We start from the raw sequence: 19,885 nt of genomic DNA, 5'->3' as shown, positions 1-19,885 counted from the left end.
TAAAGAGAACTGACATGGCACGTAAATATTTTGGAACCGATGGCGTACGCGGACTGGTGGGCGTGTCGCCGATCACCCCGGATTTCGTCATGCGCCTGGGCTACGCGGCCGGCAAAGTGCTGGTCAAGAACATGAGCGGCTCGGCGCGTTCGACTGTGCTGATCGGCAAAGACACGCGCATCTCCGGTTATATGCTGGAAGCGGCGCTGGAAGCGGGCTTCGCCGCCGCCGGCGTGGACGTGATGCTGGCCGGGCCGATGCCGACCCCGGCCATCGCCTACCTGACGCGCGCGCTGCGCCTGCAAGCCGGCGTGGTCATTTCGGCCTCGCACAACCCCTACCAGGACAACGGCATCAAGTTCTTCTCCGACCAGGGCGCCAAGCTGCCCGACGCGGTGGAACTGGACATCGAAGCGCAGCTGGACCTGCCCATGGAATGCGTGGCGCCGGACAAGCTGGGCCGCGCCAAGCGCCTGGACGACGCGCAGGGCCGCTATATCGAATTCTGCAAAAGCACCTTCCCCAACGCGCTGGACTTGCGCGGCCTGAAAATCGTGGTCGATTGCGCCCACGGCGCCGCCTACAACATCGCGCCGCACGTGTTCCATGAGCTGGGCGCGGAAGTAATTGCCATCGGCAACAAGCCGTCCGGCTATAACATCAACGACGGCTACGGCGCCACGGCGCCGGCCGCCATGGCCGCCGCCGTGGTCGAGCACGGCGCCGACCTCGGCATTGCGCTGGATGGCGACGCCGACCGCCTCATCATGTGCGACGCCAAGGGCCGCCTGTACAACGGCGACGAGCTGCTGTACGTGATGGTGATGGACCGCTGCGCCACCGGCAAGGTGGACGGCGCGGTCGGCACGCTGATGACCAATATGGCGCTGGAAGTGGCGTTCAAGCAAAAGAATATCCCGTTCGCGCGCGCCAAGGTGGGCGACCGCTACGTGCTGGAAGTGATGCAGGAGCGCGGCTGGCTGCTGGGCGGCGAGGGCTCCGGCCACCTGCTGGCGCTGGACAAGCACACCACCGGCGACGGTATCGTGTCCGCGCTGCAAGTGCTGTCGGCGCTGAAGCGTAGCGGCCAGTCGCTGGAGCAGTGCGCCGCCGAGCTGGTGCTGTTCCCGCAAACGCTGATCAATGTGCGCGTGCCGGCCGGCTTCGAATGGCAAAAGAACCCCGCCATGGTGGCCGAGAAGGATGCCGTCGAGCGCGAGCTGGGCGACAGCGGCCGCGTGCTGATCCGCGCTTCCGGTACCGAGCCGCTGATCCGGGTGATGGTGGAGGCGCGCGACGCCGCCGCCGCCCAGAATTGCGCCCGCCGTATTGCCGACAAAGTGGATGCTAAGCTGGCTGCTTAAGTCTTGAGCAGACGAAACTTTTCCGTCGCTGCATTGACGCCATAGGGGCCTAGCACCTATAATACGTTCATCGGAGTGTAGCGCAGCCCGGTAGCGCACCTGGTTTGGGACCAGGGGGTCCAAGGTTCGAATCCTTGTACTCCGACCAAGAACTTTTAAGACGGGCTGTCGAAAGACAGCCCGTTTTTCATTTCCGCAGAGTTTTTCTGCCGGCAAAAAATACCCTGACTGCCCATAGCTCAGTTGGATAGAGCATCAGCCTTCTAAGCTGAGGGTCGCTGGTTCGAACCCAGCTGGGCAGGCCATATCCTTCTTGTTATCGCGAAACAAAGACGTTTCATAGCCTGGAATTGATTTTTATCAAAGTTTCCAAGCGAAATAGTGCGAGAATAAATTATTCCAACAGGAAACGTCTCATGCCTCCCGGTGCTCGGGGTGGTGCAAGGCGCGCTGCATCAAATCTTCGGGAACGCGTTTGAGCCGCAGGTAGTCCACCGCGTCCTGCAGGTTGGAACAATTGAGTATGCCCCTGGCGCGGCTGATGATGGTCGCCGTGGCGCTGTCCTGGCGGCGGTCCCGGGTGCGCCGGCGGTGGGGCAGGAAGATCAGCCTGGAGATGGTTTCCACGGGCACCTGCGCCGCGACCAATATCTTCACGCAGATATCGTGATCATGCTGCGTGAGTTTGGAAAGGGCGACCTGTATCGTCTCCTCCATCAAGGTATTGCATCGACGTTCCATGACGTAACCTTTACACGATGGTACAGGCCAAAAAAAGGACGATATCATGTGCCGCGGGCTCAGGTGCGGGTAGTTGGCGCCGCCTTGATATCGCTCAATAGGGGCTGATCTGAGGGAGGCAGCGGCAGCTCGATCGCGATATGGGTGCCATGGCCCCCCCCGCTGTCGGACAGCCTGCCGATTCCAATCTTGCCATTCAATGCCCATACCCGTTCCCGCATGCCGAGCAGGCCGAAGGAACGCGGCTTGCGCAGATCGGCTGGCGCGATGCCGCTGCCGTTGTCTTCTATGTTCAGGCGCAAGGTGCCGCCGCGCTTGCGTGCGGAAATCCAGACGCGGGTGGCGTTCGCGTGGCGCACGATATTGGTTAGCGACTCCTGCACGATGCGGAACACGGCGGTGCTGTAGCAGTCTTCCAGGATCAGCTCATGTTCCTTGACATCGAGCTTGCAGGAGATGCCATGCCGTCGTACCCATTCGTTGCGTAAGGCTTTCAGTGCAAAGTAGAGGCCGCCTTCCTCGAGCGCCGACGGGCGCAGATCGGTGGCAATGCGGCGCAGCGAGGTAACCGCCCGCACCAGCAGCTCGTCCATGCTGCGCAGTTGGCGTTCCGCTACCGGATTGGCGATTTGCAACAGTTGCAACTGGTTGAATTCGATCCGCAGGGTGGCCAGCAACTGGCCCAGGTCGTCGTGCAGTTCGCGCGCCAAGTGGGCGCGCTCCTCTTCGCGTATTGTTTGCAGTGCAGCAGAGAGGTCGCGCAGTTGCTGATACGAACTGGCCTGATCCGTGGCGCGGCGTCCCAGCGCCGTGTTGTTGCGCCGTGAGCGTGCCAGCCTGGACCCTTCCACCTGGCGTCTGGCGGCGCCGCGCAGCTGGGTTCCCGATAGCAAAGGCGGCGCCGGGCTCCTTGGGGGCACCCGGCGCCAGGTCTGCTCGCTTGTCTTGCTCATGTATATCCTGAAGATGTATGTGACGGGCTTATTTTACGATAGTGATAAAATTTACACATCTTTGCTGCGGTGCAGCGTGGCGTGGAATCCACATGGCGCCTCAGGCGTCGAACAGGTATTGCTTGACTTTCGGGTTGCCCTGGCGCCACAGCACGTTGTCGATCAGGTAGTGATGCACGTTGATGAAGATCCAGAAGCAGGCCACCGCCAGCGCGGGGCTGCCGATTTCCGGGATCTTGCCGGTGCGCGCATAGTCCAGCGCAGCGGGCATCAGCCAGAAGCCGATGGCGCCCAGCACGGCGCCGGTCAGCGCAAACCCGGCTAGCTGTCCCCTGGTCCAGCCGCCCGATTTTGCTTCATTGACTTTATAGCGGCCGATAACGGTCAGGTATTGCAGGGAATGGAAGAATGGGACCGTCAGCACGAAAGCCGGATCCAGGCTGATCAGGCCCATCCACAGATACAGCGTAACGAAATAGCCGGTCAATCCTGCCAGCGGCATTTGTTTCCAGTTGAACTGCTGCTCGTGCCATTGTTTGATTGCGCGGTAAAGGGCCAGGCCGCACCAGGCGGTTGTGCCGGCAGCGACCGTGCATGCGGCAATAACGATGACGCCGGGTACATTAACCACCAGGCCGAATACGCCCCATAATTCGCGGGCAAACTGCGTGCTGTTACCTAAGGTCCAGGTGGCAACCCAGCACGCGTACGCATTCATCAACATGGCTTTGCGGGCGGCTGCCGGCCAGTACCGTTTCTTGAAGGCCGCATCCATCATGGCCATGCCAAACCCTTGCTTGGCATAATGCCAGCCGACCAGCAATCCCATCAGATTTAAACCGATGCCCAATACCAGGGGCTGCCCATTCAGCCAGAGTAATGCCCCAAGCATCAATCCCAGCGCCAATGCTATTGGAGCGATAAAGCCGGCGAGGCACCAGCGGCGCGTTAAATCGGCAGGCATGGCGCCGTTCTTTACTTCCTTCCACGACCCATAAAATAATTGATAGGAATACGCGAAGTGCGGATGATTGACAAAATTGGCCACGACCAGCATGACAATAGCCAGCTGCGCGACGCTTTCCGCGCTCAGGCGCAGCATTTTAAAGATCAGCAACGCGATTACCGAGCCGCCACCCAGCAGTAATACATCGGTCCACGGCGTATATAAGGCGCGGTGCCGTACAGGGGAATGGAAATCCGTTTGGGTGTGAATTTGCATGGCGGGGACTCAAGAGGGGTGTTGCCTCATGGTATCACCCGAGCCGCCGGTGTCAAGGAATGCGCGCAAGCGTGCTGCAGCCTGTTGTACGCAAGGATGGATGGGCCGCCATCATGCCCGGTTTTGGTGTGATTAAGCTAATTTTTGGCTTGAGTGGGGCGCGAAATGCGCTCTGCGATCCGTGCACGCCTAATTGGCTACGGGTCGGTAGTGCGCCATGATGGCCTGGATCTCGCCGCGTCCCTTCAAGGCCTGGATAGCACGGTTTACTTTATCCGCCGGCCACCTGCCTTGCGGCGGCAATGCACAGTATGTATCGAAGGAGGTAATCTTAAATGAAACCGGATTCAATCGCTGGCGTTCCGCATGCACTTTGCGCTGGTATTCGAAATAAAGGGAATTGGTCAGCATATAATCATAGCGGTGCGTCAGCAGTTTGCTCAGATTGATATCGTCGGTCAACGCCTCGTCGCGCAGGAAACTCTTTGCCAGCACGCTTTCGGTTTCCTGGTAACGGTATCCCAGCAGCGTACCCACCCGAATACCGGCCAGCGCATTCAAATGCGGCAGCGGCGGTGTATCTTTCCTGCTGGCCACCGTCATATTGTTGGTAAATACGGTGTCGGTCCAGCGCCATTCTTTGCTGTCCAGCCATTCCGGGCGCAGGTCGCAGACTAAATCAGCTTGCCCGCCGGTTAACGCCGATTCGACCCGTTTGCGGGGAAAGGTGAGATAGCGCGGCTGTGCTTTCAGTTCGCGCGCGAGCGCGTCGCCAAAGTCCTTCAGAAGGCCGCCCACCAGCGCACCATCGCGGAATTCCGTCATGGGCATGGCGCTACCCGTGGAAACGGCGAACACGATATCCTCGGCCAAGGCCGGAATGGCCAGCAGGGAAGCGAGAATAAATGTGGGTAAGCGTTTCATCAATAAAAAGGCCTTCCGCAAGGAAGGCCTTGTGTCGTAAAAAACAGTCGCTCTTAGTAATTGTAGAACATGCGCTGCAGTTCTTTGGTGTTATTGGTCTTGGTCAGCGCCAGCATCAGCAGGATACGCGCTTTCTGCGGGCTCAGCGTGTCCGATACGACGAAGTCCAGTTCGTCGTCATTGGCTTCGCCATTGCGTGCCAGGATGCCCTGGCCGACGCGGCTGGCGCGCACGATGATGGCGCCGCTTTTGCGCGCTGCCACCAGGCCTGGTTTGACCTTGGCGGCCACGCTGCCGTCGCCGGTGCCTGCGTGGATGATGCCTTTCGCGCCTGCGGCCACGAATGCGTCCAGCGCCACGGTGTTCATATTGGCGTAGCCGTATACGATGTCCACTTGCGGCAGGGCGGCCAGGTTGCTGATGTCGAACTCGGTGTCGGCGGTGTGCTTGCGGGTCGAGGCGCGGTAGAAGAACGGCTTGCTGCCCTGGATGTAGCCCAGCATGCCCAGCTCGGCGGTCTTGAATGCGTCCGGGGTGGAGGTGTTGGTCTTGCTCACGTCGCGCGCGCTGTGGATCTGGTCGCCCATGGCCACCAGCACGCCCTTGTTGGCGGCCGACGGGTCGGCGGCCAGCAGCACGGCGTTATACAGGTTGATCGGGCCGTCGGCGGACAGTGCGGTCGATGGGCGCATCGCGCCTACCAGTACCACCGGCTTGCGGCTTTTGACCACCAGGTTCAGGAAGTAGGCGGTTTCCTCCAGCGTGTCGGTGCCATGGGTGATGACGATGCCGTCCACGCTGTTCTGGGCCAGCAGCGCGTTGACGCGCTTGGCCAGGGTCAGCCAATGGTCGTTGGTCATGCTTTCGCTGGCAATCTGGAACACCTGTTCGCCGTTGACATTGGCCACTTTGGCCAGCTCTGGCACAGCCTTGATTAGTTGCTGCACGCCAACCGTGGCGGCCGTATAGCCGACCGTGGTGGTGGACGTGGCGCCGCTGCCGGCGATGGTGCCGCCAGTGGCCAGAATGGTCACATTGGCAAGCTTGGGTGCCTTGGCCGCGTCCTGGGCGTGAACCTGGGCGGTGGCGATGACGAACATACCAACTACAGCGGCCATGAACTGGGCCGTCTTTTGATGCAGCATTTTTCTCTCCTGTTAAAGCTGACGAGCGGCGATGGTAACAAATCTCCCCGCAAGTTGTCAGTTTTTCAGGTTTTTCGTGTGCGCCCCGCAACTGTTGGCGAACGGCCGGCTTTGCCGGGTTAATTCAACAATGTAATGTGCCCGGTCTATAATCCGGCATGGATATCAACTCGGACGATCTGAAGATTTTCGTGGCGGTGATCGATAGCGGCACCTTGAGCGCCGCCTCCGTGCACCTGGGCCAGACCACCTCGGGCGTGAGCCGTGCGCTGTCGCGGCTGGAGGAAAAGCTGGCCACCACCTTGCTCACGCGCACTACGCGGCGCATGGAGCTGACCGAGGAAGGCCAGCTGTTCCTGGCCCAGGCGCGCGCCATCCTGGCCGCCATGGAAGAGGCCGAGGAAACCATCCGCATCCGCCGCCAGAGGCCGGCCGGACGCCTGTGTGTCGATGCCGCCTCGCCCTTCATGCTGCATTGCGTGGTGCCGCACGTGGCCGAGTTCCGAGCCCTGTATCCGGAAATCCGCCTGGAACTCACCAGTAACGACCAGATTGCCGACCTGATCGAGCACCGCACCGACATCGCCATCCGCATCGGCGCCCTCAGCGATTCGACGCTGCACGCGCGCGCGCTCAGTTCCAGCCCGCTGCATGTGCTGGCCAGTCCGGCCTATCTGGCGCGGCACGGCACGCCCGCCTCGCCGGAAGACTTGGCGCAGCACGAACTGCTTGGCTTTGCGCAGTATGAGCTTGGCAACCTCTGGCCCTTGCGCCACGCGGCCGGCAACAGCCTGCAGATCACGCCGGCGCTGGCGGCATCCAGCGGCGAGACCTTGCGCCAGCTAGCGCTGGCCGGGCAAGGCATGGTCTGCCTGTCCGATTTCATGACCCGCGCCGACATCGCCGAAGGCCGCCTGGTCAAGCTGCTTGAAGCGCATTCCACCGGCTTCCGCCAGCAAATCCACGCGGTCTATTACCGCAACACACAGCTCTCGCAACGTATCAGCTGCTTCCTCGAATTCCTGCAAAAAAAGCTGTGAAAAGGCCATGTAAGATTTCGCACTAGCCCTTACAGGGCTTAGTCCTACAGGGTTTTGACCTGTCTCAAGGAATCGCTGCGCAAAGTGTGCGTTAACGTACGGTCCCTTGCCCGCCAGAGGAATAAGATGGACTTGCGTGATTGATGCAGGGCGCAGCGAAAAGCGCAGCGCAAAAGCTCCTCCGCAGGTTAGCCGGCCGCCTCGAGTACCGGCACCAATTCCAAAGTAGTGAGCCGGTTACGGCAACGCCGGACCGAATTGCAGCTAGACATACGGAGGCCATCATGACGCAGGCAAACCATCCATCGAAGTACGTGGTCCGCGAGTATCTCGAACGCCGTTCGCAAGAAGTGCAGCCTCCTCCAACGCCGGAGGAGATCCGCCGCCAGCTAGGCTGGGGCTTGATGATGTACGACCAGAAAATGAGTACCGGCGACCGCATCTGACAGTTCGCTGCATTGCCTGCAAGGGGTCCGCACCGCAAGGTCCGGACCCTTTTCTTATGATTCCGCCGCGCCATTCGCTGAAAACGGCGCCGTTCACCGATGCCGGCATGCCGTTCGCCGAATTGCGGTATCGCCTGCCGCGCTTGCCCGCTATTGTGAGGTCACACATACACACGGAGGCGGCAATGGGCAAGGACAATCAGCAGCACTGGCGCAAACAGCTAAGCTGGGGCATTATCCTCACCGGCATCGGTGTGGCCTTCCTGCTGGACCGGTCGGGCGCGCTGCACTGGGGCACCGCCTGGCGCTACTGGCCGCTGCTGATGGTAGTGGCCGGCATCAGCAACCTGGTGCCGCCGACCAACGTCAAGCTGGTGCTGGACGGATTGTCCTATGTGTTTTTCGGCGCCTGGTTCTACTGCTCGTTTGAACATCTCTGGGGCCTGAGCTTTGGCAACAGTTGGCCGCTGCTGCTGATCATGTGGGGCGTGACACTGGTGCTGAAGCCCGTGCTGCACCACTATTTCGAGTCGAACAAGGAGCACTACGATGGAAAATAAGCGTCCACAACACGGCCTCGGCCAGGTCCTGATCGGCGTGGCGGTGATTGCCATTGGCTGCGTGTTCCTGCTTGAAAACCTCGGCATCCTTGACTTCGACTACACGCTGCAGTTCTGGCCGGTGCTGCTGATACTGGCCGGCGCGCTGAAGCTGGCGCAAAGCAGCGACAACGGCGGCAAGACCATCGGCGGCATCCTGATTGCGTTTGGCGCCGCGATTATCCTCAAGAGCACGGGCCTGCTGTATATCAGCTGGCGCACCATGGCGCCGCTGGTGCTGATCGGCCTGGGCCTGGTGGTCATCTTCAAGGCCCAGCAGGGCCGCAAGCCGCCGCAGATGTTCGACAAGCTGGGTAAGCTCGATGGCCAGGCCGATGACGACAGCGTGATCAACGTGACGGCCATCCTGGGCGGCATGGAGCGCCGCGTCACCACCAGCCATTTCCGCGGCGGCGAAGTGACCTCCATCATGGGCGGCTGCCAGCTGGACTTGCGCCACGCGTCGATGCAGGGCGAAGCGGTGTTGAACGTATTCGCGCTGTGCGGCGGTATCGAGATCCTGGTGCCGGACGACTGGGCCGTGAGCCTGCAGGGCACGCCGCTGCTTGGCGGCTTTACCGAAAGAGCCATGCCGAACAGGGATGCGAGCACGCGCCTTGTCATCCGCGGCGTCGCCATCATGGGCGGCGTGGAAGTGCGCAACTAAAGCGCCGCCGCAGCGATGCAAGGTTTGATCTCCAGCCGCCGGGGCGCCACGTTGTACCTGCTGGCGTGGCTGTTCCTGGGCACGGCGCTGGGCGGCGTGACGGTGGCGGTGGAAGACACCGCCTGGGTCAACGCCATGATCTTCGCCATTCCGGTGACGCTGGTGTATGCCGCCAGTGCCGGCTTTTCCTCCTACTACCTGTGCCGCGCCTACCCGCTGGCGGAGCGCGGCGCGGCCAGCGTGCTGCTGGCGCTGGGCGCTGCCGCCATCGTCTCCACGCTGCTGTGGAACGCCGTGGTGCGCGGCTGGAACGAAGCCTGCCTGCTGCCGGAAGTCCCATGGGCCGGCATCGCTTTCAAGCCGCAGCTGGCGATCCTGATTTCCGGGCTGGGCGTGCTGCTGTACGGCCTGCTGGCTGCGGTCAACTACCTGGTGACGGAGTTCGAGCGGGCACGCGGCGCCGAGCATCGTGAACTCGAATCGCGCCTGATGGCGCAGGAAGCCGAACTGCGCATGCTGCGTACCCAGATCGATCCGCACTTCCTGTTCAACAGCCTGAACTCGATCAGCGCGCTGACGTCGCAGAATCCGAAAAGCGCGCGCGAGATGACCTTGCAGCTGGCCGGCTTTTTCCGCCAGAGCCTGAGCATGGAAGCGCACAAGAAGGTGGCGCTGGAGCAGGAAATGATGCTGGTGCGGCACTTCCTCGCCATCGAAAAGGTGCGCTTCGGCGAACGCCTGGCGCTGCGCGCGGCAATACCGCAAGACGCGGGCGCCTGCCTGGTGCCGCCGATGATTATCCAGCCGCTAGTCGAGAACGCCATCAAGCACGGCATTGCGCAACTGGCCGAAGGCGGCTGGATCGACGTCTCGGCCCGCCGCGCTGGTTCGCTGCTGCACATCAGGGTGGACAACGCGGTGGACCAGGATGCGCCGGCCGCTGCGGCCGGCCACGGCGGCAGCGAAGGCAACGGCATTGGCCTGGCCAACGTGCGGCAGCGGCTGGCCTGCGCCTACGGACATGAAGCAAGCATCCGATGGGCGCGCCAGGAGAATATATTCACTGTGACGGTTTCCATGCCGGCAGAGACCAAGGAAGGATAGAGTATGCGCATCATCATCGTGGACGACGAAGCACTGGCGCGCGGCGTCGTGCGGGAGTACCTGGCCGAGCATGCGGATGTCGACGTGGTGGCCGAATGCGCCAACGGCTTCGAAGCCGTGAAGGCGATCACCGAACTGGAGCCGGACCTGGCGATCCTGGACATCCAGATGCCCAAGCTGGACGGTTTCGAGGTGGCTGAACTGGCGGCCGGCAAATGCCGTTTCATGTTCGCTACCGCGTTCGACCAGTTTGCCCTGAAAGCCTTCGAGTACCACGCGCTGGACTATCTGCTCAAGCCGTTCAGCCAGCAGCGCTTCGACCAGGCGCTGACGCATGCGCGCGCCAGCATCGGCAAGGGCGACAGGACGGACAGCGCGCCGCCGGCGCAGGACGGACTGGCCGGCGTGGTGCGGGACGCGGCGGTGCGCAAGGGGCCGCTGGGCCGCGTGCTGATACGCGACGGCGCCAGGGTGCACGTGATCGCCGCCGAGAAGATCGACTACATCGAAGCGCAGGACGACTATGTGCAGATCCGCAGTGAGGGCAAGTCCTATCTGAAGAACCAGCGCCTGTCCGACCTCGAGAACCAGCTGGAGGCGGGGAAATTCCTGCGCATCCACCGCTCCTACCTGCTCAACATCGAGTGCATGAGCCGCATCGAGCAGGCCGGCAAGGATAGCCACGTGGCGGTGCTGAAGGATGGCACCCGGCTGCCGATCAGCCGCAGCGGCTATCAGAAAGTACGTAGCGTGATCCAATGAGCAAACCGACCAATATCGCGACCCCGCCGCTGTTCGCCTCGCTGCCCGGGGTGACCGCGCTGGCCCTGGCCCTGGCATGGTCCGGCGCAGCTGCGGCGGGGACGGAAACGCGTCCGCCCAGCGAGGCCGAAATCAAGTCCTTTGAAAGCTGGTTCAGCCAGCGCCCCGGCGCCGGCACGCTCAGGGCCGGCTACGACATTCAGCGCGGCGAGGGAGCGCGCGACTGGACCGTGACCGCATGGGCCGAACAGCCGCCGCAACGCGCGGCGTGGCGCTTGTGCCTGGCGCGCGCCGATGGCTACAATTACGACGCCAGGACGCAGCGCTGGAGCGCAAACGGCGAACGGCGCCAGTACGTGTGGCTGGACCGCTCGGCCGACTGCGGCGTATCGCCCCAGCGCGTGCACCTCAAGCAGGAGCTGGGCGAGCGCGATATCGTGACGGTGCTGGAGCAGCAAGGAGCGGTGCTGCAAAGCGCGCGCCTGCTATTCGCCGGCAACACCCGCTGCGCGCCCCAGCGCGCCAACAAGTTCGAGCTGACCGCCATCGACGTGACGCCGGACCGGTTTTACCAGCTGACCTATGTCAGCGACCGTGGCGGCAATGCCGTGGTCACGGTGCGCAAGCGGGCCCGCGAACTGACGGCCTGGGGTGCGCGCTGCTGATGCCGGTTGCGTCAATCGATGCGCCACCATGACGGCAGCAGCGCCTGTATTTCAGGCCGCGCGAAGCGGTCGTCGATCAGGTGCACGGTGCCACGGTCGGTCTCGGTGCGGATCACGCGGCCGGCCGCCTGCACGACCTTTTGCATGCCGGGATAGGTGTAGGTGTAGTCGTAGCCTGAGCCGAAGATGGCGTCCATGCGCAGGCGTATCTGCTCATTCACCGGGTTCAGCTGCGGCAGGCCCAGCGTGGCGATGAAGGCGCCGATCAGGCGCGCGCCGGGCAGGTCGATGCCTTCGCCGAAGGAGCCGCCCAGCACCGCGAAGCCGATGCCGCTGCCATCGGCGCTGAAGCGCGCCAGGAACTGTTCGCGGCCCGCTTCGTCCATGCGCCGCGTTTGCAGCCACACCGGCACGGCGGGATGCCGTTCGGCGAACAGCGCGGCGGCTTTTTCCATGTAGTCAAAACTGCTGAAGAAGGCCAGGTAGTTGCCCGGCTGGCGCTGGTACTGTTCGCCCATCAGCTCCGCTATCGGCGCGAGAGAGCGGTCGCGGTGCTGGTAGCGGGTGGAGATGTGGCCGGCCAGGCGCACCGACAGCTGCTCGGCGATGAAAGGCGACTCGACGTCGATCCAGGCCGTGTCGTCCGGCATGCCCAAGGTGTCGCAGTAGTAGTTCCAGGGGCTGAGCGTGGCAGAGAACAGCGCCGTGGAATGCGCCGCCTCGAAGCGCGGCTTCAGGAACGGCGCAGGGACGATGTTGCGCAGGCAGAGCACGGAGTTGATCCGGGCGCCGGCGCCGCTGACGGTGACGTCGAACAGCGAATGCTGGCCGTAGCTTTCGGCCAGGCGCGCAAAGCCCATGGCGTCGAAGTAGAAGCGCTGCAGGTCCTCGTCCACGTAGGCGGGATGTTCGGCGTAGTGCTCGCCGATTGCGGTGACCGCCGTTTGCAGCGCGCCCATGATTTTTTCGGGCAGTCCGGCGTGCACCTGGTATTCACCGTCCTGCGCTTTTTCCAGCGCGGACCACTGGCGGTGCACGCGGTCGAGCGGCTTTTTCAGCGTTTCCGGCGCCGTCTTGCGCAGCATGCGCAGGCCGGCGTGTTCCAGTTCCGCCGAATACATCTTGCGCGCGCGCGACACCATGTTGTGCGCCTCGTCCGCCAGCACGCTGATCTTCCAGTCGTTCTGCAGCGTCAGGCTGTACAGCATGGCGCTGATGTCGAAGTAGTAATTGTAGTCGCCCACCACCACGTCGGCCCAGCGCGCCAGCTCGGCGCCGAGGTAGTAGGGGCAAACCTGGTGCGCCAGGGCGATCGCGCGCACGGCGGCCTTGTCGAGCACCGGCGCGGCGGCGCTGGCGCCGGCGGCCGATCCGGCGCACACGGCAAGGGCCGCGCTGCGGGCGGCCGGCAGGCGGTCGTAGAAGCCCCGCGCCAGCGGGCACGATTCGCCGTGGCAGGCCTTGTCGGGATGCTCGCAGGCGGTATTGCGCGCCACCAGCTCCAGTGCGCGCAGCGGCAGCAGCGGTGCGGACGAGCGGATGGTCTCCACCGCGTCCAGCGCCATGCGCCTGCCGGAGGTTTTGGCGGCCAGGAAGAACACCTTGTCCAGCTTGTGTTCCGCGCTCGCCTTGAGCAGCGGGAACAGGCTGCCCACGGTCTTGCCGATGCCGGTGGGCGCCTGCGCCAGCAGCGTACAGGCGCGGGTGCTGGCCTTGTACATGGCTTCGGCCAGCTGCCGCTGTCCGGGGCGGAAGTCCGCATGCGGGAAGCGCAGGGCTTTCAGTTCCGCGTCGCGCTGCGCGCGGTGCGCCAGTTCCTGCTCGGCCCATGCCAGGAAGCGGCTGCAATGCGACTCGTAGAAGAGGCGCAGGCCTTCGGCGTCGGCCTGCTCGGCGATCAGGGTTTCCTTCTGGCTGCCAACGTCGAAATACACCAGCGCCAGGCGCAGCTGGTCCAGCCCGCGCGCCTGGCACAGCAGATGGCCGTACATCTTCAGCTGCGCCCAGTGCAGCTGGCGGTGATTGTCCGGCATGCGCGCCAGGTCGCCGCGGAAGGTCTTGATTTCCTCCAGCTGGTTTTGCTGCGCATCGTAGCCATCGGCGCGGCCGCGCACGCGCAGCGGGCCGAAGCTGCCGGACAGGCTCACTTCCTTCTCGTAGCTGTCGCCGCGCCGCGAGGCCACCAGCGCGTGGCCGGCGATGCCTTCCTGCGCCGTGGGCGTGGGCGTGAAGCGCAGGTCGAGGTCGCCCGTCTTGGCGGTGAATTCGCACAGCGCGCGCACGGCAACGGTGTAGGTCGCACCCGCGGCGCTCATGCGTCCGCCCATTGCAGGTAGCACACCGTGATCGGCATCTGGTGCTCGGCGCAGTAGCTGATCCAGCGCAGCTGGTTGTCCTGCAGCCGGTCGCCAGGGCCTTTCACTTCGATCATCTGGTAGCGCCGCTCGGCCGGCCAGAACTGGATCAGGTCCGGGAAGCCGCTGCGGTTGGTCTTGATGTCGAGCAGGATGCGCTCGAACCACTTCTTCAGGTGCGCGGCCGGGATGCAGGCCAGCGCCAGTTCCACCAGTGCGGCGTCCAGCGCGCCCCAGAACACGAACGGCGACTGGATGCCGTCCTTGGCCGCCAGGTTGCGGCGTATGGTGTCCAGGTAGCGGCCGTCGTCCAGCTGTCCCAGGCAGGCGGCGAACTGCGGCGCGCGGCGGCGCTGGAAATCCGCGCTGTGCAGGTCGGCCGGGCCGTGGTGGAAGGGGTGGAAGAAGGCGCCGGGAATGCTGGTGAAAATCGCATCCCAGCACAGCAGCCCGAACAGGGAATTGATCAGCGCGTTTTCCACATAGTAGACCGGCGCGTCCGCGCGCGCCAGGTGGTCGCGCACCACGCCCTCCACCCACCAGTCCTCGGCCGGCATCGGCAGCGACAGGTCCAGCCGCACCACGGGCGCGGGCTGCGCGGCGGGCGGCTTGGGATGGCCCAGCTTGCGCTTCAGGCGCGGCAGCATGCGCAGCAGCTGCTGGCGTTCGTGCTCGCTCTCGGGCTGCGCCATGGCTGCCAGCAGCAGCGCGTGGGCAGCGCCGCAGCGTTCGCTCTTTTCCAGCACGCGGATGGCGCGCGCCCGCGCCCCGGGGTAGGCGCACGCGGCGTAGATGGCGTGCGCGCCGTCCCAGTCCTGCTGTTTCTCGAGATGCTGCGCCATCTGGAACAGCAGCTTGTCGCGCCGGCTGTTGAGCCACTCGTTGCCGCTGATGGCGGGCGGCAGGCCACGCAGCACGTCCTGCGGCGCCTCGCCGTCGGCAAACCGCTCGCGGCACTGGTGCAGGGCCAGGTAGTCGTCGATGTCGCGCCGGCTGCGGAAGCCGCGCGCGGACGGGGAAAACTCCACCTTCTCGTATTTGTACACGCCCAGGTCCGACAGCACGAATTCCGACCAGTCCTGGTGGTAGTTGCCAAAGAAGATGAGCCGCAGCCGGTCGCACAGTTCCTGGGCCAGCACCTGGTAGACATGGTCGAAGGCGTCGCCGCACCAGGCCGAAAAGCGGTGTGCGCCGTCGTGCCGCTCGCGCAGCGCCGCCAGCTGCTCGGGCTTGCGTGCGCTCTTTTCATGCCCGGCCAGCTGGAATACGCGCACGATTTCGGGCTTTTGCAGCAGGGTGAACAACTGGTCCAGGCTCAGTACCGGGTCGGCGTCCACCCAGCCCAGCTCGGCGAGCGGACGGGCGGCCTCGTGGGCGCAGCCGATTTCGGCATAGACCAGCTTGCTGGCCCGGAATAGCAGGCCCTTGCGCATGACCATGCGCACGAACAGCGCGCGCGAAGCGCGGGGCAGGGCGGGGAATTGGGTGAGGAAGGCGCGTTCCTCGGCATTGAGCAGGTCGTCGTAGCGCTCGCCGATCCACTGCAATACCCGGTGGAAGTTGTCCAGGTAATAAAACTCGTTTTCCAGAACTCTATTCATTGCTACGCGCTACAGACTGTATGTTCATACAGTGTAGCGCGTTCGCGGGCCGGGGGCAACCGGCGGCGCCGGCCGGCCCGCAGGGTTTATTTCTCCGGCGGCGTCACCGTGGCGGCGGCCTTGGCGATCTGGGCTTCCACATTGGCCACGGCCTGGCGGGTGGCGTTGGTCACCTGCTCATAGCCGGCGAATGCGTTGTCGATGGCTTGCTTGACGATCTGCACCGCGTTCTCGGAGCCCGGGCGCACGTTCTTGGTCACGTCGTAAATCAGCGCGCTGAGCGTGCTTTTCGCCTCCGTCATGTGGGCGTCGGCGGCGCGGGTGAATTCCTCGCGGATCTCGGCGATGATGCCGCCCAGCTGCTCGTTGTAGGCGGCGGCATTGGCGATGCCGGGCTGGACTTTGGCGGCGGCCACGGCCATCACGGCTTTGGGGTCGCGCGCCAGGCTGAGCTCCTTGCCGGCGGCCAGCTGCTCTTCGACGCTGGTCTTGGCAGTGGCCATGTTCAGCGCCACCACCTGTTCCACGCCTTGCACGGCTTTGCTGGTCAGCGTGTTGAAGGTTTCTAACTGAAATTCAAACAGCGCCTTGGTGGTTGCTGCGAACTGCTCTGGACTCGTAAACATTCGTTCTCCTCGGTTATTGGAATAGAACTACTACTTACCGGCCTGCATCAGGGCGTATTGTTATGGTCCCATTATTTGGCAAATGCTAATTTTTCGCAACGGCTATCTTTGTAGGGGCGCTCGACCCGCTCCCAGCCCGCACCGAGCGGGCCCTGCGCGCATACGCGCGAGCCGTCCACCTTGCTGACCCACCAATAGAACGGCGCCGGCGCCGCGCTCAGGGCGGTACAGGACAGCAGCAGCAGGGACGCGATCAGTGTTCTCATGCGCATCTCAAATAGGCGCCGCAGGCGGCAGCAGCAGGGTGAAGGCGGCGCCGCTGCCGGGCTCGCTGGCCAGCTTGATACGGCCGCCCAGCACGCTGCTGACAATGTTATGCGCGATGTACAGGCCCAGTCCGGAACCGCCGGTGCCGCGCCGGGTGGTGAAGAAGGGGTCGTACACGCGGCCCAGGTGCTCGGGCGCGATGCCGTTGCCGTCGTCGGCGTACACCAGCGCGACCTCGCCCTTGGCGTTCAGGCTGGCGCTGATGCGCACATGGCCCCGGCCCCGGCCGGCAAAGCCGTGCGCCACGCTGTTCTCGAACAGCGCCTGCAGTACCTGGCTCAGCTGGCCGGGGTAGCTGTCCAGTTCCAGGTGGGGCGGGATGGCCAGCTCGACCTGGACCGCCACCTGCTTGGCGGCCGCCTGCAGCGCCGGCATCAGTCCGGCCACCAGCGGCGCCAGCTTGAAACGGCTGCGCTGGCTGTTGTCATGGTCCACCGCGATGGCGCGGAAGCTGTGCAGCAGCGCCGCCGCGCGCTTGAGGTTGCGCACCACGATGTCGTCGGCCTGCGCTGCCTGGTCCAGGTAGGCGTCCAGCTCGGCCTGCCCGGCGCCGGCGGCAATGGCGGCGCGCAGCGCCTGGGTGCGGTCGGCCATGGTGCCGGCCGCCATCAGGCTGTTACCGATGGGCGTGTTCAGCTCGTGCGCCACGCCGGCCACCAGCGCGCCCAGCGCGGCCAGTTTTTCACGCCGCACCAGTTCGTCCTGCGTCATGCTCAGGTTGTCCAGCGCGGTGGCCAGTTCGTCATTGACCTGCTCGGCGCGCTCCTTGGCCTTGCGCAGTTCCGTGGTGCGGTCGGCCACCAGGGCCTCCAGCTGCGTGCGGTGGCGCCGCAGCTCGTCTTCATGCCGGGTGCGGGCGATGGCGATGCCGGCCAGGTGGGTGGCCACGCCGATCAGGCGCATATCGCCCGCGCTGGGACTGCGCGCCTCGCGGTAGTACATGGCGAAGGTGCCGAGCACGGTGTCGCTGTCAAGCAGCACGGGCACGGACCAGCACGCGCGCAAGCCGTACTGGGCGGCGACGGCCGCGTACGGCGCCCACAGCGGATCGGTCTGGATGTCGCTGACGATCACCGCTTCCTTGCGGTACATGGCGGTGCCGCAGGAACCCGCCACCGGGCCGATCGGCAGGCCGTCGATGGCTTCCATGTAGGCGCGCGGCAGGCTGGGGCCGGAGCCGCTCCGCACGGTGCGGCCGTCCCTGTCGAGCAGCAGGATGGAACACAGCACGCCGGGCGCTTGCGCCTCGATCAGCAGCATCAGCTTGTCCAGCGTGGTGCTCAGGGGCGCGCCGCGCGCCACCAGTTCCAGCAGCTGGTTCTGGCCTTCGCGCAGCGCTTCCGCGTGCTGGTGGCTGGCCGCGTCCGCCAGGCGCAGCTGGCGCAGCTGCGCAATGCTGGCGTGCAGTTCGTCCGCCGAACGCGGGGCCGGGAGCAGGGCCAGGATCTGCTCCAGCACGGCGCCGGTGCTGAACGGCAGGCGCAGGCTGGCGCTGGCGCCGGCAGCCAGCGCGCGCTGTTCTTCGTCGTCGAGTTCGTCCGCACCGCCGCCGGCCGGGGTCAGCAGGATGATGGGCAGGGCCGGCGTGGCGCTGGCGGCCCGCAGGTAACCGCACAGTTCGTAGCTGGAGCTGCCGGCCTGGGCGGCATCGAGCAGCACCATGGCCACGCCGCCGGCGCGCACCGCGTTAAGGGCGCTGTCGGCGCGGCTGACCGAGAGCAAGCCCAGGCCGGACGTCGCCAGCGCACCTTCCAGCGCAGCCAGGTCGAAGCTGGCGCCGGTAACGATCAGTATGGTTTGCAATTTGATAGGCGGTTTCGACGTCATTGCCCGGTCCGTGATGCGGGTCCAAGGACCAAGTGTAGTACAGGATGCCTGGCCATGGCGATGCAATTGGTAAGCAAATGCTGCTGGCGAAATGCTAGCCGCAGGCCGTCCGGCTGCGGCGGCCTGGCGGCGCGCAGCCGGTCATGCGGCTTTGGCGCCGCCGCCGCCCGCGGCGCGCGCCTCGGCGATTCTCGGATAGTTTTCCTCTATCCAGTCGACCAGCGACGCCAGCCGCAGCGCCAGTTCGCGGCCCATGGGTGTCAGGCTGTACTCCACGCGCGGCGGTATCACCGGGTGGGCGTAGCGCAGCACAAAGCCGTCGCCCACCAGGGCGTCCAGGGTTTGCGCCAGCATCTTTTCGCTGACGCCGCCGACTTCACGGCGCAGTTCGCTGAAGCGGTGCATGCCGTCCAGCAGCACCACCAGCACCAGCACGCCCCAGCGGCTGGTGACGTGGCTGAGCACGGCACGCGAGGGGCAGGCCGCCACCATCAGTTCGCCGCGGCGGGCTTCATTGCTGGCGGCCAGGGTGGCGCGCAGGGTCTTGGGTTGCGGCATGGTTGCTCTCCAGGGGGGGGGTACTTACCAAAATGTGCGTACTTACAAATAGTAAGTATAGGCGCTAAGATGAATTACTCCAACCGCGAATTGAAAGGAAACACCATGATCGTCATTACCGGCGCCAACGGCCAACTGGGCCAACTGATTGTTACCGAACTGCTGAAAACCACGCCGGCTGCCGCCATCGTGGCCGCCGTGCGCGATCCTGCCAAGGCCGCCAACCTGGCCGCACTGGGTGTGCAGGTGCGCAAGGCGGACTACACCGATCCGTCCTCGCTGGACGCGGCCTTCGCCGGCGCGGAAAAGGTTCTGCTGATCTCGTCGAGCGAGATTGGCCAGCGCCTGGCGCAGCACCGCAACGTGATCGAGGCAGCCAGGCGCGCCAATGTGGGCTTGCTGGCCTACACCAGCGTGCTGCATGCGGACAGTTCGCCGCTGGCGCTGGCGGGCGAGCACCGCGACACCGAGGCGCTGCTGCGCGCGTCGGGCCTGCGTTACAGCATCCTGCGCAACGGCTGGTATGTCGAGAACTACACTGCCGGCCTGGCCGGCGCGCTGGGCTACGGCGTGCTGCTGGGCAGCGCGCAGGACGGGCGCATCTCCGCCGCCACGCGCAGCGACTATGCCGCCGCAGCAGTGGCCGTGCTGAACAGTGCCGAGCCCGAACCGCTGTACGAACTGGCGGGCGACCGCAGCTTCTCGCTGCCGGAACTGGCGGCCGAGTTGTCGCGCCAGGCCGGCAAGGACGTGCCGTACAAGGACTTGCCGGAAGCGGAGTACAAGGCCGCGCTGCTGGGCGCCGGCCTGCCGGAATGGCTGGCGTCGCTGCTGTCCGATTCGGACGCGGGGGTGGCAAAGGGCGCGCTGGAAGACAACAGCGCCACCTTGTCGCGCCTGATCGGGCGAGCCACCACGCCGCTGTCCGAAGCGGTCCGCAGCGCGCTGGCGAAGTAAGCG

The 19,885-nt window shown here is 64.6% G+C and carries 20 protein-coding genes and 2 tRNA genes; 11 read left to right on the top strand and 11 right to left on the bottom strand.

The annotated features are described in order from the left end of the window. The first annotated feature begins 14 nt into the window (after positions 1–14). The 3 genes from glmM to ASD15_RS13830 all read left to right on the top strand — a co-directional run bounded on the left by glmM (position 15) and on the right by ASD15_RS13830 (position 1,669). The gene (glmM, locus tag ASD15_RS13840) at positions 15–1,364 is read left to right on the top strand and encodes a phosphoglucosamine mutase (protein WP_057155557.1); all 1,350 of its coding nucleotides are present in this window, start codon (positions 15–17) and stop codon (positions 1,362–1,364) included. Between the two features lie 71 nt (positions 1,365–1,435). Further along, positions 1,436–1,512 (top strand) — tRNA-Pro (locus ASD15_RS13835). An 80-nt stretch (positions 1,513–1,592) separates the two neighbouring features. Further along, a tRNA-Arg gene (locus ASD15_RS13830) sits at positions 1,593–1,669 on the top strand. Positions 1,670–1,778: 109 nt separating this feature from the next. Here ASD15_RS13830 and ASD15_RS13825 read toward each other — a convergent pair. The 5 genes from ASD15_RS13825 to ASD15_RS13805 form a co-directional block, all read right to left on the bottom strand. After that, a complete protein-coding gene (locus ASD15_RS13825; RefSeq protein WP_157200941.1) occupies positions 1,779–2,021 on the bottom strand; it encodes a hypothetical protein in 243 nt (80 codons plus the stop codon). 143 nt (positions 2,022–2,164) lie between these two features. Then, positions 2,165–3,058, bottom strand: a complete 894-nt coding sequence (locus tag ASD15_RS13820) for a sensor histidine kinase (RefSeq protein WP_082551829.1) — start codon at positions 3,056–3,058, stop codon at positions 2,165–2,167. Between the two features lie 100 nt (positions 3,059–3,158). After that, the gene (locus tag ASD15_RS13815) at positions 3,159–4,280 is read right to left on the bottom strand and encodes a hypothetical protein (RefSeq protein ID WP_157200940.1); all 1,122 of its coding nucleotides are present in this window, start codon (positions 4,278–4,280) and stop codon (positions 3,159–3,161) included. A 189-nt stretch (positions 4,281–4,469) separates the two neighbouring features. Continuing rightward, a complete protein-coding gene (locus ASD15_RS13810) occupies positions 4,470–5,204 on the bottom strand; it encodes an ABC transporter substrate-binding protein (RefSeq protein ID WP_057155553.1) in 735 nt (244 codons plus the stop codon). Positions 5,205–5,257: 53 nt separating this feature from the next. Beyond that, on the bottom strand, positions 5,258–6,304 hold the full coding sequence (locus ASD15_RS13805; RefSeq protein WP_373888181.1) for a type II asparaginase: 1,047 nt from the start codon (positions 6,302–6,304) through the stop codon (positions 5,258–5,260). A 203-nt stretch (positions 6,305–6,507) separates the two neighbouring features. On the opposite strand from ASD15_RS13805, the gene ASD15_RS13800 reads away from it, so the two are divergent. The 7 genes from ASD15_RS13800 (at position 6,508) to ASD15_RS13770 (ending at position 11,632) form a co-directional block, all read left to right on the top strand. After that, the gene (locus ASD15_RS13800; protein ID WP_057155551.1) at positions 6,508–7,389 is read left to right on the top strand and encodes a LysR substrate-binding domain-containing protein; all 882 of its coding nucleotides are present in this window, start codon (positions 6,508–6,510) and stop codon (positions 7,387–7,389) included. A gap of 284 nt (positions 7,390–7,673) precedes the next feature. Continuing rightward, positions 7,674–7,835, top strand: a complete 162-nt coding sequence (locus ASD15_RS32910; RefSeq protein WP_200953967.1) for a hypothetical protein — start codon at positions 7,674–7,676, stop codon at positions 7,833–7,835. A 185-nt stretch (positions 7,836–8,020) separates the two neighbouring features. Further along, on the top strand, positions 8,021–8,395 hold the full coding sequence (locus tag ASD15_RS13790; protein ID WP_157200939.1) for a LiaI-LiaF-like domain-containing protein: 375 nt from the start codon (positions 8,021–8,023) through the stop codon (positions 8,393–8,395). Beyond that, a complete protein-coding gene (locus tag ASD15_RS13785) occupies positions 8,385–9,101 on the top strand; it encodes a LiaI-LiaF-like domain-containing protein (RefSeq protein ID WP_057155548.1) in 717 nt (238 codons plus the stop codon). The genes ASD15_RS13790 and ASD15_RS13785 overlap by 11 nt, the downstream gene beginning before the upstream one ends. Before the next feature lie 15 nt (positions 9,102–9,116). Further along, positions 9,117–10,205: a sensor histidine kinase gene (locus tag ASD15_RS13780; protein ID WP_057155547.1), complete on the top strand. Its 1,089-nt coding sequence runs from the start codon at positions 9,117–9,119 to the stop codon at positions 10,203–10,205. A gap of 3 nt (positions 10,206–10,208) precedes the next feature. Beyond that, entirely contained in the window at positions 10,209–10,967 is a 759-nt protein-coding gene (locus tag ASD15_RS13775; protein WP_057155546.1) for a LytTR family DNA-binding domain-containing protein, read from the top strand. After that, the gene (locus ASD15_RS13770; RefSeq protein ID WP_057155545.1) at positions 10,964–11,632 is read left to right on the top strand and encodes a hypothetical protein; all 669 of its coding nucleotides are present in this window, start codon (positions 10,964–10,966) and stop codon (positions 11,630–11,632) included. The genes ASD15_RS13775 and ASD15_RS13770 overlap by 4 nt, the downstream gene beginning before the upstream one ends. Positions 11,633–11,643: 11 nt before the next feature. On the opposite strand, the gene ASD15_RS13765 is transcribed toward ASD15_RS13770, so the two are convergent. The 6 genes from ASD15_RS13765 to ASD15_RS13740 all read right to left on the bottom strand — a co-directional run bounded on the left by ASD15_RS13765 (position 11,644) and on the right by ASD15_RS13740 (position 18,925). Beyond that, on the bottom strand, positions 11,644–13,947 hold the full coding sequence (locus ASD15_RS13765; RefSeq protein ID WP_229418179.1) for an ATP-dependent DNA helicase: 2,304 nt from the start codon (positions 13,945–13,947) through the stop codon (positions 11,644–11,646). After that, positions 13,944–15,587: a VRR-NUC domain-containing protein gene (locus ASD15_RS13760; protein ID WP_057155543.1), complete on the bottom strand. Its 1,644-nt coding sequence runs from the start codon at positions 15,585–15,587 to the stop codon at positions 13,944–13,946. The genes ASD15_RS13765 and ASD15_RS13760 overlap by 4 nt, the downstream gene beginning before the upstream one ends. 86 nt (positions 15,588–15,673) lie before the next feature. After that, complete coding sequence (locus tag ASD15_RS13755) at positions 15,674–16,213, bottom strand: phasin family protein (RefSeq protein ID WP_057155542.1); 540 nt, start codon at positions 16,211–16,213, stop codon at positions 15,674–15,676. Between the two features lie 71 nt (positions 16,214–16,284). Beyond that, positions 16,285–16,479 (bottom strand): hypothetical protein, encoded by a 195-nt coding sequence (locus ASD15_RS13750; protein ID WP_057155541.1) that lies wholly within the window; start codon positions 16,477–16,479, stop codon positions 16,285–16,287. Between the two features lie 7 nt (positions 16,480–16,486). After that, positions 16,487–18,367: an ATP-binding protein gene (locus ASD15_RS13745; protein WP_082551828.1), complete on the bottom strand. Its 1,881-nt coding sequence runs from the start codon at positions 18,365–18,367 to the stop codon at positions 16,487–16,489. A gap of 141 nt (positions 18,368–18,508) precedes the next feature. Next, a complete protein-coding gene (locus ASD15_RS13740; protein ID WP_057155539.1) occupies positions 18,509–18,925 on the bottom strand; it encodes a helix-turn-helix domain-containing protein in 417 nt (138 codons plus the stop codon). Positions 18,926–19,030: 105 nt separating this feature from the next. Here ASD15_RS13740 and ASD15_RS13735 point away from each other — a divergent pair, with 105 nt between their 5' ends. Beyond that, positions 19,031–19,882 (top strand): SDR family oxidoreductase, encoded by an 852-nt coding sequence (locus ASD15_RS13735; RefSeq protein ID WP_057156063.1) that lies wholly within the window; start codon positions 19,031–19,033, stop codon positions 19,880–19,882. The last annotated feature ends 3 nt before the right edge of the window (positions 19,883–19,885 follow it).

The sequence above is a fragment of the Massilia sp. Root351 genome, from assembly GCF_001425045.1.
GTDB lineage: Bacteria > Pseudomonadota > Gammaproteobacteria > Burkholderiales > Burkholderiaceae_D > Rugamonas.
Note: the sequence above shows the minus strand (reverse complement) of the source record. Positions and strands in the feature narration are given on the sequence as shown.